We start from the raw sequence: 13,845 nt of genomic DNA, 5'->3' as shown, positions 1-13,845 counted from the left end.
CGGGGGCAACCACCCGTAATCTCGGCCCGGCCTTGTTTCATAGCGGGACGCGTCATCATAGCGTCTTTTGTGCGACGCGAAAGCGACATGTCCGCCGCCTAGAGGCACCGCGTGCCGACGAGCGGCGGGGTGACCTCATCACTCACGCCGCCGTGACGGGCACGATCCGATGCAGGAGCACCACAAGATGAAGAAGTTTACGGCAGCCGCCATTGCGGCTTCTCTGTTTGCGTCCGCAGCGGCTCAGGCCGAAATGCGCGAGCCCGTCACCGTCACCGTTCGTCACGCCGATCTCGATCTGCACCGTGCCGCTGATCGCGCCCAGTTCGACGCGCGTATCCGCCGTGCCGCGACCATGGCGTGCGGCCATGTAACGGCCGATCTGCGCCGCAACGCCGACGTCACGCGCTGCCGCCGAGAGATGATGGCGGACGCCGCGATCAAGGTCGCGGCATTGTCGACCGCCGCGCCGGTCGCGCTGGCCAGCAACAACTGAGATCATGAACGGCACTCGACCGGGCGGTCCGATGCACCGCCCGGTCGCGTTCCGATGTGAGACGGCGTGGACCGGAAGGCACCGGGCAGCCGTCATGAAAATGTCACCAGAAAGGCGCAACGCGATTGGTCATGACATCCTATGCGCTCGCCGGTGGCCAATCCGAATCGCACGTTCGCGGGCCGCGTCTCGATGCCGGGCTCCATCCGATGGGCCGTTGGGTGTTCACCGCCCTGTTGATCGGCGGCCTCGCCTATGCCGGCTATAGCATTGCGGTCGACACCGCCCGCGTCGGTGAGCCGATGGCGATGGGCGTGTTCGCTTTTCTGGGGCTGGCGCTGCTGATCGCGCTGGGCTTCGAATTCGTGAACGGGTTTCACGATACCGCCAATGCGGTCGCCACCGTCATCTATACCCATTCGATGCCCGCCCCGCTGGCGGTCGTCTGGTCCGGTTTTTTCAATTTCCTGGGCGTTCTGACCTCGACCGGAGCCGTCGCCTATTCGATCATCACGCTGTTGCCCATCGACCTGATGCTGCATGTCGGCTCGGCTGGCGGGTTCGCGATGATCTTTGCGCTGCTGCTGGCAGCGGTTCTTTGGAACCTGGCGACCTGGGCGGCCGGGCTGCCCAATTCGTCGAGCCATGCGCTGATCGGCTCGATCCTGGGCGTCGGGCTTGCCAACCAGTTGCTGTCGAGCATTCCCGGCACCTCCGGGGTCGATATGGCGCAGGTGTGGAAGGTCCTGTCCGCACTGCTGTTCAGCCCGCTGATCGGTTTTGCCGGTGCCCTGATGCTGCTGCTCGTCATGAAGCGTTTCCTGCGCGACAAGCGGCTCTATCGCGAGCCGGAGGGCGATACGCCGCCGCCGCGCGGCATCCGTGCGCTCCTGATCTTCACCTGCACGGCGGTCAGCTTCGCGCATGGCGGCAATGACGGGCAGAAGGGCATGGGGCTGATCATGCTGATCCTGATCGGCTGCGCGCCGACCGCCTATGCGCTGAACCGCACGCTGCCCGAGAGTGCCATGCCCGCCTTCGTGCGCAGCGCGCAGGTAGCGGCGACCGCCTATGCCGCACATGGTGAACAAGGCACCCCCTCAGTCGATCAGGCGCGCGCGGACGTGGTCGACGCCGTCCGCAAAAAGGCGATCGATACGCCCAAGGTCTATGCGGGCCTGTCCGCGCTGTCGCGCGACATCGGCGAGCGGATCGGCAATTACGGCGCGCTCAGCCGTATCCCCGCCGCCGCCGTGCCCAACCTGCGCAACGACATGTATCTGGTCCTCGACACCACCCGCATGGTGACCAAGAGCGAGACGGCCAAGCAGCGCTTCACCGCCGCCGAGATCGAGTCGCTCAACGGCTATGCCGGGTCGCTAGAGCGGGGCACCCGCTATATCCCGCTCTGGGTGAAGGTCACGGTCGCCCTGGCGCTGGGCCTGGGTACCATGGTCGGCTGGCGGCGGATCGTGGTGACGGTCGGTGAGCGGATCGGCAAGACGCATCTGACCTATGGCATGGGGGCCGCAGCCGAACTGATGACGGCAGCGACGATCTTCGGTGCGGAATATATTGGCCGTCCGGTGTCGACCACGCATATCCTGACCTCCGGCGTCGCCGGGGCGTCTGTCGCCAATGGCGCAGGTCTTCAGTTCCGGACGATCCGCAACATGCTGCTGGCCTGGGTCCTGACGCTGCCCGCCGCGATGCTGCTGTCGGGCACCCTCTATTGGCTGCTGCTGCAACTGGCCCGCGTGTTGGAGGGGTAAGCGGATAGGGCTTTACGCCGGGCGTCCGCTTCTGCACGAGCGAGGCATGACCCATGCCTCGCCTCCGTCGCACCGCCATATCCTGCTGGCCAGCCTGACCGGTACGGCGGTCGAATTCTACGACTTCTATATCTATGCGACCGCAGCGGCGCTGGTATTCGGGCCGCTGTTCTTTCCGGCATCTTCGGCGACGGCGCAATTATTGCTATCCTATGCCAGCTTCGGTCTCGCCTTTGTGGCCCGACCGGTGGGAGCCATCGCCTTCGGCCATTTCGGCGACCGGGTCGGGCGCAAATCGACCCTGGTGGTCAGCCTGATGCTGATGGGCGGATCGACCGTCGCCATCGCTTTCCTGCCGACCTATGCGCAAGCGGGATGGATCGCGCCGCTGCTGCTGTGCATCGCGCGGCTGGGGCAGGGTCTGGGGCTGGGCGGCGAATGGGGCGGGGCCGCCTTGCTCGCGGTGGAGAACGCCCCGCCGGGCAAGCGCAACACTTGGGGCATGTTCCCGCCGCTCGGCGCGCCGGTGGGCTTCATACTGGCCAATGGCTTCTTCCTGATCCTGGGGCTGATCCTGACCGACGAGGAGTTCCGCGCCTGGGGCTGGCGCCTACCGTTCCTGGCGAGCGCGGTACTGGTGCTGTTGGGCCTGTGGGTCCGCCTGCGCCTGACCGAGACGCCCGATTTTGCCGAGGCGAAGAAGGCCGAGACGTTGCCTCGCGTGCCGATCGCGACGCTGCTCCAGGGGCATGGCCGCGCGCTGCTGGCGGGAACGGGCGGGGTGGTCGCCTGTTTCGCAATCTTCTACCTCGCGACCGCCTTTGCGCTCGGGCATGGGACGACCGTGCTCGGCTATCCGCGCGAGGCGTTTCTGGGCATTCAGCTGGTCGCGATCCTGTTCCTGGCGCTCGGCGTCGTCGTCTCGAGCGTGATGGCCGACCGGCATGGCGCGCCCTTCATGCTGCGGCTGGGCTTTGCGGGTTGCGTGCTGATCGGGATCGCGATGGGACCGATGCTGGGATCGGGGTCACTCGCCATCGTGTTCGTCTGGCTGGCGGCAGCGCTGTTCGTGATGGGCTTTGCCTATGGCCCGTTGGGCGGCTGGTTGCCCGCGCTATTTCCGGCGGGCGTGCGGTATACCGGCGTGTCGATGACGTTCAATCTGGGCGGTATCATTGGCGGCGCCCTCGCCCCCATCGCCGCACAGGCGCTGACCGAGCGCGGCGGGCTGAACTTCGTCGGCGGCTATCTGGTCGCCGCCGGTTTGCTCAGCCTCGCCGGGCTCGCCCTGATGCGCGGGCGCGGGCGCGGTGCCTATCAGGCCTGACGAAGCAGGGTCAGCCGCGCCTTTCCGTGGACGCGGGAAGCATCGACGGTGAAGCCCGCAAGCTCGATCTCTTCTTGCTTGGCTGTCTCGATGCTGACCCAGGTTCCCGCACCAACCCAGCCGAGCCGGGCCAGCTTGTCGAGCGCGACGCTGCCCGCGCTTGTCCCATAAGGCGGGTCCATCAGGATCAGGTCGAGCGGCGCCCGCGCAGGCCCCAGCGCCATCACCGAAGACGCCCGGACATCGCCCTTGGCCTCCAGCTTGGCGAGATTGGCCCTCAGCGCATCGAGGGCGGCGCGGTCCTGCTCGACGAACAGGCAGGACGCCGCCCCGCGCGACAGCGACTCGATCCCGAGCGCGCCCGAACCGGCGAAGAAGTCGCCGACGGCCAGCCCCTCGAAATCGCCCAGCCGGGCCGTGAGCATCGAAAACAAGGCCTCGCGCGTTCGGTCGGCGGTCGGGCGGGTCACGTCACCCTTGGGCGCGACGAGCGGGCGTCCGCGCCATTGTCCGGCGATCACACGCATTAGCGATGCCCTCCCGGACGACCGGGACGCGAGCCGCCACCGTTAGGACGTCCGCCGCCGCGTGAGTCCGGCCTCGACGGTCCGCCGGAGCGTCCGGGCGAACCCTGGGGGCCACGCGACGGACGGGCGGGGCGGTCACCGCGATCGTCGAAACGCGGCTGGCGTGGACCGCTCGCGGGCTTGGCAAAGGGCTTGGTATCACCACGCGAACGGTCGGAGCGCGCCCCGTCCCGTGCCGGGCGTTCGCCCCGATCTTCCGAGCGCGACGCCCGCTGTCCTCCAGAGCCATAACGCTCGCCGGTGGCAGCGCTGCCGAAAGGCTTGGCATCCCGACGCGACCGATCGGAACGACCGCCCTCGCGAGCAGGGCGCTCGGCCCGGTCATCGAAACGCGATGGCCGCTGGCCGCCGGAACCCGACCGTTCGCCCGTCGGGGATTTGGCAAAGGGCTTGGCCCCCGGCCGCGCCCGATCGGACCGGACACCGTCACGCGCAGGGCGTTCGGTACGATCCTCGAAGCGGGATGGGCGTTGTCCGCCAAAGCCGGACCGCTCGTTGGTCGGTGGCCTGCCATAGGGCTTTGCGCCCTCACGCGGTCGGTCGGATCGAACGCCTTCGCGGGCCGGTCGGTCGTTTCGGGCATAGGCCGACGACGGACGCGCGTCGTCACGGCGGCTCCGGTCGCCAGAGCCCATCCGCTCCTGCGACCGTGGACGGTCACTTGCTCCACCGCGGGCGTCGCCTGCACCAGCGCGTGCCGGGCGCTCACCCGCAGCGCGCGTTGGCGGCGTGCGGAAGCCGGGCTTGATCTTCGCAGGCTTGACCGCGTCGGCGGGGATGCCGCCCTCCAGCGACCGCCGGAACTCGACGATATCGGCACCCCGGACCTCGCCGATGTCACCGACCGGCAGCTCGTCCAGTACGAAGGGACCGTAGCGCAGCCGGATCAACCGGCTGACCTGAAGCCCCAGATGTTCGAGGACGCGGCGCACTTCGCGGTTCTTGCCCTCGCGCAGCGTCATCTCGATCCAGACGTTCGCGCCGGTCCGCCGCTCGAGATTGGCATCGATCTGGCCGTAGCGGATGCCGTCGATCTCGATCCCGTGGATCAGCTCTTCCAGCTGCGCTTGGGTGATGTCGCCATAAGCGCGGGCGCGATAGGTGCGTTCGACGCCGGTGGCGGGCAATTCCAGCTGACGCTTGAAGCCGCCATCGGTGGTCAGCAGCAGCAACCCCTCGGTATTCAGGTCGAGCCGTCCGACCGGCACCAGACGCGGCAACCCTTCGGGCAGGCGATCATAGATGGTCGGCCGCCCGGCGGGATCATGCTCGGTGACGAGCAGGCCGGTGGGCTTGTGATAGAGGAACAGGCGTGTCGGCTCGGGCGCGGCGACGGGATCACCATCCACGGTCACGCCGTCGAGAGATGAAAGAAGCGTCGCGGGGGTGTCGATGGTCACGCCATTCAGGGCGATCCGGCCCTCGGCGATCATCCGCTCGATCTCTCGGCGCGACGCGACTCCTGCCCGCGCGAGCAGCTTTGCTATACGTTGATCTGGTGTCATGATCCACGCTGATACAGAGGGTGTCGACCAAAGGAAATTAATTGCGTCGTTTCTCGTAGACAAAGCGTTACGCGAGCGAGCGGGACAGCAGGACAGGCCGATAGAGGGATGAGATTCTTCGGGCGAAAGAAACGACAGCTGGTCAAGCTGCTCGTCGTTGAGGATGAGCCGCTGGTCGCGTTCGACACAGAACACGTCCTGACCGATGCCGATTTTGAGGTGGTCGCCACGGTGGACCGCGTCAGCAAGGCCGTCACCCTGATCGACGGGGGTGCCGGGATCGATCTGGTTCTGGCGGATGTGCGACTGGCGGACGGCAGTGGCGTCGATGTGGCGCGGGCTGCCCATGCCCGCGACATCCCCGTCCTGTTCATCACCGGCACGCCGCCCGATGGCGTCGAGCAACTTGCCGAGGGGCTGCTGATGAAGCCCTATGGCTCGCGCGAACTGCTGGGCGCGATCGATGCGATCGAGGAGCGCCGCGCGGGAAAAGCGCCGGGTCGCCTGCCATCGGGCTTTCGTCTTTTCGCCCGAGCAGCATCATCCGGCCCCGTTGCCCCTGATGGCCAAGCCTTATAGGGTCCCCGCTTTCCGATAGGGTGAGCGGTTCTATGGCGAGTGCGCGTTGGTTGGATGGAGTGCGGCCCTATGTCGAGCCCGCACCGCTGGCCTCGCTCGCGCTCGGCATATCGTCGGCCTTTCCGCTGACCATGATCAACGCGACGCTGGCCAGCCGGCTGGCGGAAGCGGGGATCGAGAAGAAGAGCGTCACCGCCTTCGCGCTCGTCATCCTGGCCTATAATCTGAAATGGCTATGGGCCTGGATCGTCGAGGGGGTAAAGATTCCCGTCCTGCACTGCTTGGGCCAGCGCGTCTCGTGGCTGCTGGTCGTGGCGGCGCTGGTCTGCGCAGCGGCGATTGGCCTGGGCCTGGCAGACCCGCGCGTGTCATTGGCGCAGACGGCGATGGCCGCCCTGGCGCTGGGCATCGCGGGGGCGACTTTCGACATCGTGATCGATGCCTATCGCATCGAACTGCTCGAGCCGCGCCAGCTGGGCGTGGGGGCGGGCATGGGCCAATATGGCTGGCGGATCGGCTCGGCACTCGTCGCCTCGCTCTCGCTGGTCATCGCGACGCGCGCGGGATGGAGCGTGGCCTATATGGTCAGTTGCGCCTTCGCACTGCCCGCCGTGCTGACCGCGCTGTTCATGGGTGAGCCGAAGCGGCATAGCGAGATCACCGCCAAACGCCCTACCGAGGGGATCGTCCGCGCGGTCGTCGGCCCCTTTGCCGAATTTTTCCGCCGTCAGGGCGCGCTCGTCATCCTGGCCTTCATCCTGGTCCACAAGATCGGCGACACGCTCGCCAACCTAACCTTCCGTCTGTTGTTCAACGACCTGGGGTTCAGCAAGAACGAGATCGCGCTGTACGATGTCGGTGTCGGCTTCTGGGCACTGCTGATCGGCGTGTTCGTCGGCGGCGTCCTCTATGCGCGGCTGGGGATGAAGCGATCCGTGTTAATCAGCCTGGTGCTGATGGCGGTGTCCAACCTGTCATTTGCGGGGCTGGCGGCGTTGGGTCATTCCAACTGGGGCATGGCGGGCGCGATCGGGTTCGAGAATTTTTCGAGCGGGATCGGCGGCGTCACCGTCGTCGCCTATTTTTCGGCACTGACCGACCTGCGCTTTACTGCGGCACAATATGCGCTGATTTCGGCGGCGGCGAGCGTGGTCGGGCGTATCCTGAGCGGCACGACGGCGGGGGCGCTGGTCGAGCAGTTCGGTTATGTCGACTTCTATCTGCTGACCACGGTCGTCGCCGTGCCGGGCGTCCTGCTGTTCTGGTGGATGGCGCGGTCGGGCCTGGTCGACCGTTCGATCGGCAGTGCAGGCGTCGCCGGAGAGGGCGACGCCCGTCGCGAGGCACCGGTCAGTAACTGATCGGCCGCCCTTCGTCCGCAAAGGCCGCCGAGACGGCGGCGGCGCTCGCCAGGACGCTATCGACCCGCCGCACGCCGAGCAGATCGGTCATCAGGAAATGCGCCTTTTGCGGCGCCGCTTCCATCTGGGAGAGGATGGTCATCAGCGCCGCCTCCGCCGCCGTCATCCGCGCACAGCAGCAAGGCGCAATGGCGATCTGGCCCGAGGCGTGGGCGGCCAGATCGGCCATCAGCGTCCGCATCAGGATCAGCGGACGTCGGAAATCCTGTCCGAACATGGTGAACAGCGTGTGCGACGCACGGGCATCCGCCAGCCCGTGCGCGCCCATCCGACGTATCGCGAACAGGGCAATCCGGGCGTGGGGGCAGGCCGGCAGCATGTGCGGCAAAGCTGCGGCGAGGGTGGTGGTTTCGGCCATCGGCGGGGGACTCCGTGATTACGGTCCCCATGCTAGACGGTCGCTATTGATAGTCAATCGCAAATAAAGCGGTTGGTGGGATCGTCTCGTCGCATCATTGCGGCGCCTCGTCATTCTGGGCAAGGACCTGTCCGGCCAGGTAAAGTGATCCCGCGATCAGGACATGGGACGGGGCTTCGAGCCGCTCGGCAACCAAGGCGAGCGCATGCGAAGGGTCCCCGGCCGAGATCGCCTTGAGGCCCAAGGCATGGGCCTGTTGCGCAAGGCTTTCGGGCGCGTGGCAGGCGTGATCGGGCACGGGCACGGTAACGATCAGGTCGACCATCCCGCCCAGCTTTTCCAGAACCGGCCCGGCCTCCTTGTTCGCCAGCATCCCCAGAATAAGCGCGGTCGGCCCTTCGGATCGCCAGCCCGCCATGGTCCGCGCCACCGGCGTCGCAGCGGAAGGGTTGTGCGCGCCGTCCAGCCAGCATTGCGTTCCGGCGGGCAGGGCCTGGGTCAGCGGCCCATGCCTCAGACGCTGCATCCGTGCAGGCCACTGCGCGCCGGTCGCCGCCTGCCTCAGAGCCTCATCCGAAACGGTCACGGCTTGCTGATGTCGCAGCATCGCCACCGCCAGCGCCAAATTGCGTGACTGGTGCCCGCCTGTCAGGTTCGGCCGGGGCAAGGTGATTTGACCCCGCTTGTCCTCATAGGACACGCCGCTGCGTGTGGACGCGCTCGACCAAGCCTGTCCCCGTGCGAAGACGGGAGCCCCGGCGGCGGCGGCCACCTCGGCGATCGCGTCTCGCAGCGGGCGGGCATAGTCCATGGTGACCAGCGGCGTGCCCGGCTTGGCAATCCCCGCCTTCTCGCGCGCAATGCCGGTCAGCTTGCGGCCCAGAAACGCCTCGTGATCGATGCCTAGCGCGGCGATGCCACAGACCGCGGGCGGCGGCAGGATGTTGGTCGCGTCGAGGCGGCCGCCCAGACCGACCTCAATGATCGTAGCGGCGGCCGGATTGCGTGCGAAGGACAGAAACGCGGCCGCCGTCGTCACTTCGAAGAAGCTGGCACCGATCCCCTCGGCATGACCCAGCACTTCGTCGAGCACCGCCGCCAACGCATCGTCCGTGATCAAGCGGCCGTTCAGTCGGATTCGTTCGTTGAACCGGACGAGGTGCGGACTGGAATAGACATGCACGCTCTGACCCGACGCGTCGATCGCGGAGCGCAGAAAGGCGCAGGTCGAGCCCTTGCCGTTGGTGCCCGCGACATGGAAAACCGGCGGCAGATGATGCTGCGGATCGCCTAGCCGCCCGAGCAGGGTCGTGATCCGCTCCAGACCCAGGACATCCGCACCGGGCGACAGGCTCCACAGCCGGTCGAGTTGCGCCTGGACGGCCGGATGGTCGGAACGGGCATGGTCGGGCATCGGCCGGTCTCTTGGAAAGCGGATATGAAAAGAGGCGGACCTCTCGGCCCGCCCCTCTAATGCGATCGATGAGAAAAGGCGACGGTTCAGGCGGCCTGACGCGATCCGGTCAGATAGCCGATCACGGTCGCCAGACGCTCGCGCAAATCGCGGCGATGAACGACCATGTCGAGCATCCCATGGTCCAGATAATATTCCGAGGTCTGAAAATCGTCGGGCAGCTTCTCACGGATCGTGTTCTCGATCACGCGGCGGCCGGTAAAGGCGAGCGTCGCCTTCGGCTCGGCGATCTGGACGTCCCCCAGCATCGCATAGGCCGCCATCACGCCACCCGAGGTCGGGTCGGTCAGCACGACGATATAGGGCAGGCCCGCATCGTGCAGCATCTGGATCGCCACGGTGGTACGCGGCATCTGCATCAGGCTGAGAATACCTTCCTGCATGCGCGCGCCGCCCGATGCGGTGAAGATGACATAGGGGCAGTTGTCCGCAATGGCCGCCTCGACCCCGCGCACGAACGCCTCACCGACCGCCAGGCCCATCGATCCGCCCATGAAGGCGAAGTCCTGGACGCCGACCACGACCTTGTGGCCCAGGATGGTGCCGCGTGCATTTACCAGCGCGTCGGTCTCGGCAGCGCTGGTCCGTGCCGCCTTCAGGCGATCGGCATAGCGCTTGGAGTCCCGGAACTTCAACGGATCCTCGGGCACCTTGGGCGCGGGCAGCTCGTTGCAGCTGCCTTCGTCCAGCAGATGGCGGAACCGCGCCTTCGGCCCGATGCGGTCGTGATGATCGCATTTCGGGCAGACGTTCAGATTGTCTTCCAGCTCCTTGGTGAAGACCATCTGCCCGCACCCCTTGCACTTGTGCCAGAGATGATCGGGCGTCTCCTTCTTGACGACGAAGGGGATGACGTTGCGGACGCTGTTGAGCCAGCTCATGCGAGTTCCTTGCGTGCATCGGCCAGTGCCGACGACAGGGTTTGAATATAGGCGCGGACCGGGGCGGGGGCGTTCGCCCCATGCTCGCCCACCAGGTCGACGATCGCCGAGCCGACGACGACACCGTCCGCCACGCGACCGATTGCCGCCGCCTGTTCCGGGGTACGGACGCCGAAGCCGACCGCGACCGGCAAATGGGTCGCGGCCTTCAGACGGGCGACCGCATCTTCGATCGAGGATTGCGCCGCCTGCTGCTGCCCGGTAATACCCGCGACGGAGACATAATAGAGGAAACCGTCGGCACCCGTCAAAATCGTCGGCAGGCGTACGGCGTCGCTGGTCGGGGTCGCCAGTCGGATCGAGGCGATCCCCTTGCCGCGCAGCGCGACGCCCAGCGCATCGTCTTCCTCGGCGGGCACGTCGACGCAGATCACGCCGTCGACGCCCGCTTGCGCCGCCGCCTCGGCGAACCATTCGGGGCCGCGCACCGTCATCGGGTTGGCATAGCCCATCAGGACCAGCGGCACGTGCGGATGACGGACGCGAAAGGCCGTGGCGATCGCCAGCACGTCGGCGGTGCGGGTGCCCGCGCCCAGGCTGCGGATATTGGCCTTCTGGATCGCCGGGCCATCGGCCATCGGATCGGTGAAGGGCATTCCCAGCTCGACCACGTCCGCACCGCCCTCGACCAGCGCGTCGAGGATGGCGGCGGTGTCGCCCGGCGTCGGATCGCCGGCGGTCACGAAAGTGACGAGGGCGGCACGGCCCGCATCGGCGCAGGCCGCAAAGCTATCGGCGATCCGGCTCACATCTTGGCTCCCAGCGCGTCGGCGACGGTGAAGATGTCCTTGTCGCCACGACCCGAAATATTGACCAGCACGATCTGGTCCCGGTCCATCAGCGGCGCGCGACGGATCAGCCCGACCAGCGCATGGCTGCATTCCAGCGCGGGGATGATCCCCTCGACCTTGCAGCACAGCTGGAAGGCGTCGAGCGCCTCGGTATCGGTCACGCCTTCATAGACGACGCGGCCCGTATCGTTCAGCCAGCTATGCTCGGGCCCGATCCCCGGATAGTCGAGCCCGGCCGAGATCGAATGCGCCTCGGCGATCTGCCCGTCCTCGTCCTGCAACAGATAGGTCTTGTTGCCATGAAGGATGCCGGGCTTGCCGCCGGTCAGGCTGGCCGCATGCTGAGTGGTGTTCAGGCCGTGCCCGGCCGCCTCGATGCCCAGCATCGCGACTTCGGGATCGTCCAGAAAGGGGTGGAACAGGCCGATGGCGTTCGACCCGCCACCGACCGATGCGATCAGCAGGTCGGGCAGGCGGCCCTCGGCCTCCAGGATCTGCGCCTTCGACTCGGTGCCGATCACCGACTGGAAGTCGCGGACCATCTCCGGATAGGGGTGGGGACCGGCTGCCGTGCCGATGATGTAGAAGGTGTCGTGGACATTGGCGACCCAGTCGCGCAGCGCCTCGTTCATCGCGTCCTTCAGCGTCTGTGCGCCAGACGTGACCGGGCGCACTTCCGCACCCAGCAGCTTCATGCGGAACACGTTCGGCGCCTGACGCTCGATATCGCGCGCGCCCATGAAGATGGTGCAGGGCAGGCCGAAGCGTGCCGCGACGGTGGCGGTCGCCACGCCATGTTGGCCCGCGCCCGTCTCGGCGATGATCCGCGTCTTGCCCATCCGCTTGGCTAGCAGGATCTGGCCGATGCAGTTGTTGATCTTGTGCGCGCCGGTGTGGTTCAGCTCCTCGCGCTTGAAATAGACCTTCGGCCCCTTGCCCTCGGGCGCGCTCGCACGAAGCGTGTCGGTCATGCGCTCGGCATAATACATCGGGCTGGGACGACCCACATAATGGGTCATGAGATCGTCGAACTCGGCCTTGAAAGCCGGATCGACCTGCGCGGCGCGATATTCGCGCTCCAGGTCGAGGATCAACGGCATCAGCGTCTCGGCGACGTAGCGCCCGCCGAAATCACCGAAATGGCCGCGCTCGTCGGGCTGGGCACGGAAGGAATTGGGGGCGTTCATCTCGTTTCCCTTGGGCATTTGCGGGGGCGACCCCTGCAAACGATCCTGTCACTGATTTGTCGCAACGGCTTTAAGGAACGTCGCGATCTTGTCCATATCCTTGACGCCCGGCGCGCTCTCGACGCCAGAGGACACATCGACCAAGGGCGCGCCCGTCCGCCGGATCGCCTCGGCGACGTTGCCGCCATCCAGCCCGCCGGACAAGGCCCAGCGCAGCGGATGGCGAACCCCGTCGAGCAGGCTCCAGTCGAAGCGCAGGCCCATGCCGCCGGGCAGCGACGCGTCGTCCGGGGTCTTGGCATCGTACAGAATCAGGCTGGCCGCCCCCGCATAGTCGCGGGCCTTCTCGACATCGCCGCGCAGCTTGATGGCGACGGCCGCCCAGACCTCGCGGTCGAACTTCGATCGGATCGCGGCCACGCGCGCCGGTGCCGTGCGATGAAGCTGGATCGCATCAAGCATCCCGGCACGCACCGCCGCCTCGAGCAACTGGTCATCGGGGTCGACGAAGACGCCGACACGCTGGACATGATCGGGCACCCGTCCCGCCAGTCCCGCCGCGACGTCGAAGGTCAGGTGCCGGGGCGAGGCGGGGAAGAAGACGAAGCCGACATGGCTCGCCCCGCCGCCCAGCGCGGCGTCGAGCGTGGCGGGCGACGTCAATCCGCAGATCTTGGCAGTGGTCGGCATGGTCGTTTCCCGAATGGGAGGGTCCGAAAAACGTATTCAGAGCGTGGCCGCGATCGCACGTGCCGCAGCGTCGGGGTCTTCGGCCTGGGTGATCGGACGGCCGATGACCAGGATCGAGGCGCCCGCATCGACCGCCGCGCGCGGGGTGACGACGCGCTTCTGGTCGCCGATCACACCATCGGCCGGACGCACGCCGGGGACGACGAAAAAGCCCTTGGGCCACGCCTTCTTGACGGCGGCGACCTCTTCGCCCGAGCAGACGATGCCGTCCACGCCCGCCTCGGCCGCCAGGTCGGCCAGACGGCGGACATGATCCGCCGGAGAACCGATCACACCGGTATCGCTCAGATCACTGGCGTCCAGGCTGGTCAACATGGTGACGGCGACGACCTTCGTGCCGGCCGGCGCGGCCGCCTTGGCATCCTCCAGCATGGCACGGCCGCCGCTGGCATGCACGGTCAGGATGGCGGGGGCGAGCGGGCCGAGCGACTGGACGGCCTTGGCCACCGTGTTCGGTATGTCGTGCAGCTTCAGGTCGAGGAAGATGGGCAGGCCGATATGCGCCATCTCGCGCACGCCGGTCGCACCATGCGCACAGAAGAATTCCAGGCCCAGCTTCAGCCCGCCGACATGATGGCGGACCTTCTGCGCCAGCGCCTGTGCGCGAGCGAGATCGGGGGTGTCGATGGCGACGTAGATGCGATTGCTCATGAAGGG

The 13,845-nt window shown here is 67.0% G+C and carries 14 protein-coding genes; 5 read left to right on the top strand and 9 right to left on the bottom strand.

Going from position 1 to position 13,845, the window contains the following annotated elements:
• The first annotated feature begins 187 nt into the window (after positions 1 to 187).
• The 3 genes from GGQ89_RS04390 to GGQ89_RS04380 all read left to right on the top strand — a co-directional run bounded on the left by GGQ89_RS04390 (position 188) and on the right by GGQ89_RS04380 (position 3,595).
• Positions 188 to 496, top strand: coding sequence for a UrcA family protein (locus tag GGQ89_RS04390; protein WP_184104384.1), 309 nt, complete (start codon positions 188 to 190; stop codon positions 494 to 496).
• Positions 497 to 627: 131 nt separating this feature from the next.
• On the top strand, positions 628 to 2,268 hold the full coding sequence (locus GGQ89_RS04385; protein ID WP_184104382.1) for an inorganic phosphate transporter: 1,641 nt from the start codon (positions 628 to 630) through the stop codon (positions 2,266 to 2,268).
• 46 nt (positions 2,269 to 2,314) lie between these two features.
• A complete protein-coding gene (locus tag GGQ89_RS04380; protein ID WP_184104380.1) occupies positions 2,315 to 3,595 on the top strand; it encodes an MFS transporter in 1,281 nt (426 codons plus the stop codon).
• On the opposite strand, the gene rsmD is transcribed toward GGQ89_RS04380, so the two are convergent.
• Positions 3,586 to 4,122, bottom strand: coding sequence for a 16S rRNA (guanine(966)-N(2))-methyltransferase RsmD (gene rsmD / locus GGQ89_RS04375; RefSeq protein WP_184104378.1), 537 nt, complete (start codon positions 4,120 to 4,122; stop codon positions 3,586 to 3,588). The genes GGQ89_RS04380 and rsmD overlap by 10 nt on opposite strands.
• Positions 4,122 to 5,687, bottom strand: coding sequence for a pseudouridine synthase (locus GGQ89_RS04370; protein WP_184104376.1), 1,566 nt, complete (start codon positions 5,685 to 5,687; stop codon positions 4,122 to 4,124). Before GGQ89_RS04370 ends, rsmD begins: the two co-directional genes overlap by 1 nt.
• A 108-nt stretch (positions 5,688 to 5,795) precedes the next feature.
• On the opposite strand from GGQ89_RS04370, the gene GGQ89_RS04365 reads away from it, so the two are divergent.
• Together GGQ89_RS04365 and GGQ89_RS04360 are read left to right on the top strand one after the other, a co-directional pair.
• Positions 5,796 to 6,266 carry a response regulator gene (locus GGQ89_RS04365; protein WP_056434915.1) on the top strand — a complete coding sequence of 157 codons (471 nt, stop codon included), beginning with the start codon at positions 5,796 to 5,798 and terminating at the stop codon, positions 6,264 to 6,266.
• A 32-nt stretch (positions 6,267 to 6,298) separates the two neighbouring features.
• A complete protein-coding gene (locus tag GGQ89_RS04360; RefSeq protein WP_184104374.1) occupies positions 6,299 to 7,627 on the top strand; it encodes an AmpG family muropeptide MFS transporter in 1,329 nt (442 codons plus the stop codon).
• Here the strand turns inward: GGQ89_RS04360 and GGQ89_RS04355 are convergent.
• The 7 genes from GGQ89_RS04355 to pyrF form a co-directional block, all read right to left on the bottom strand.
• Positions 7,617 to 8,045, bottom strand: a complete 429-nt coding sequence (locus GGQ89_RS04355; protein WP_056434913.1) for a DUF6628 family protein — start codon at positions 8,043 to 8,045, stop codon at positions 7,617 to 7,619. The genes GGQ89_RS04360 and GGQ89_RS04355 overlap by 11 nt on opposite strands.
• Before the next feature lie 94 nt (positions 8,046 to 8,139).
• Positions 8,140 to 9,459: a bifunctional folylpolyglutamate synthase/dihydrofolate synthase gene (locus GGQ89_RS04350; RefSeq protein WP_184104372.1), complete on the bottom strand. Its 1,320-nt coding sequence runs from the start codon at positions 9,457 to 9,459 to the stop codon at positions 8,140 to 8,142.
• Positions 9,460 to 9,545: 86 nt separating this feature from the next.
• Complete coding sequence (gene accD, locus GGQ89_RS04345; protein ID WP_184104370.1) at positions 9,546 to 10,400, bottom strand: acetyl-CoA carboxylase, carboxyltransferase subunit beta; 855 nt, start codon at positions 10,398 to 10,400, stop codon at positions 9,546 to 9,548.
• A complete protein-coding gene (trpA, locus tag GGQ89_RS04340; RefSeq protein WP_184104368.1) occupies positions 10,397 to 11,209 on the bottom strand; it encodes a tryptophan synthase subunit alpha in 813 nt (270 codons plus the stop codon). Before trpA ends, accD begins: the two co-directional genes overlap by 4 nt.
• On the bottom strand, positions 11,206 to 12,438 hold the full coding sequence (gene trpB / locus GGQ89_RS04335) for a tryptophan synthase subunit beta (RefSeq protein ID WP_184104366.1): 1,233 nt from the start codon (positions 12,436 to 12,438) through the stop codon (positions 11,206 to 11,208). Before trpB ends, trpA begins: the two co-directional genes overlap by 4 nt.
• Positions 12,439 to 12,486: 48 nt before the next feature.
• A complete protein-coding gene (locus GGQ89_RS04330; protein WP_076716258.1) occupies positions 12,487 to 13,128 on the bottom strand; it encodes a phosphoribosylanthranilate isomerase in 642 nt (213 codons plus the stop codon).
• Positions 13,129 to 13,164: 36 nt separating this feature from the next.
• Positions 13,165 to 13,839, bottom strand: coding sequence for an orotidine-5'-phosphate decarboxylase (pyrF, locus tag GGQ89_RS04325; RefSeq protein ID WP_184104365.1), 675 nt, complete (start codon positions 13,837 to 13,839; stop codon positions 13,165 to 13,167).
• Positions 13,840 to 13,845: the final 6 nt, after the last annotated feature.

It is taken from the genome of Sphingomonas yabuuchiae, from assembly GCF_014199595.1.
Taxonomy (GTDB): Bacteria; Pseudomonadota; Alphaproteobacteria; order Sphingomonadales; family Sphingomonadaceae; genus Sphingomonas; species Sphingomonas yabuuchiae.
The sequence above is the reverse complement of the archived record's forward strand: the minus strand, read 5'-3'. Positions and strand labels throughout refer to the sequence as shown.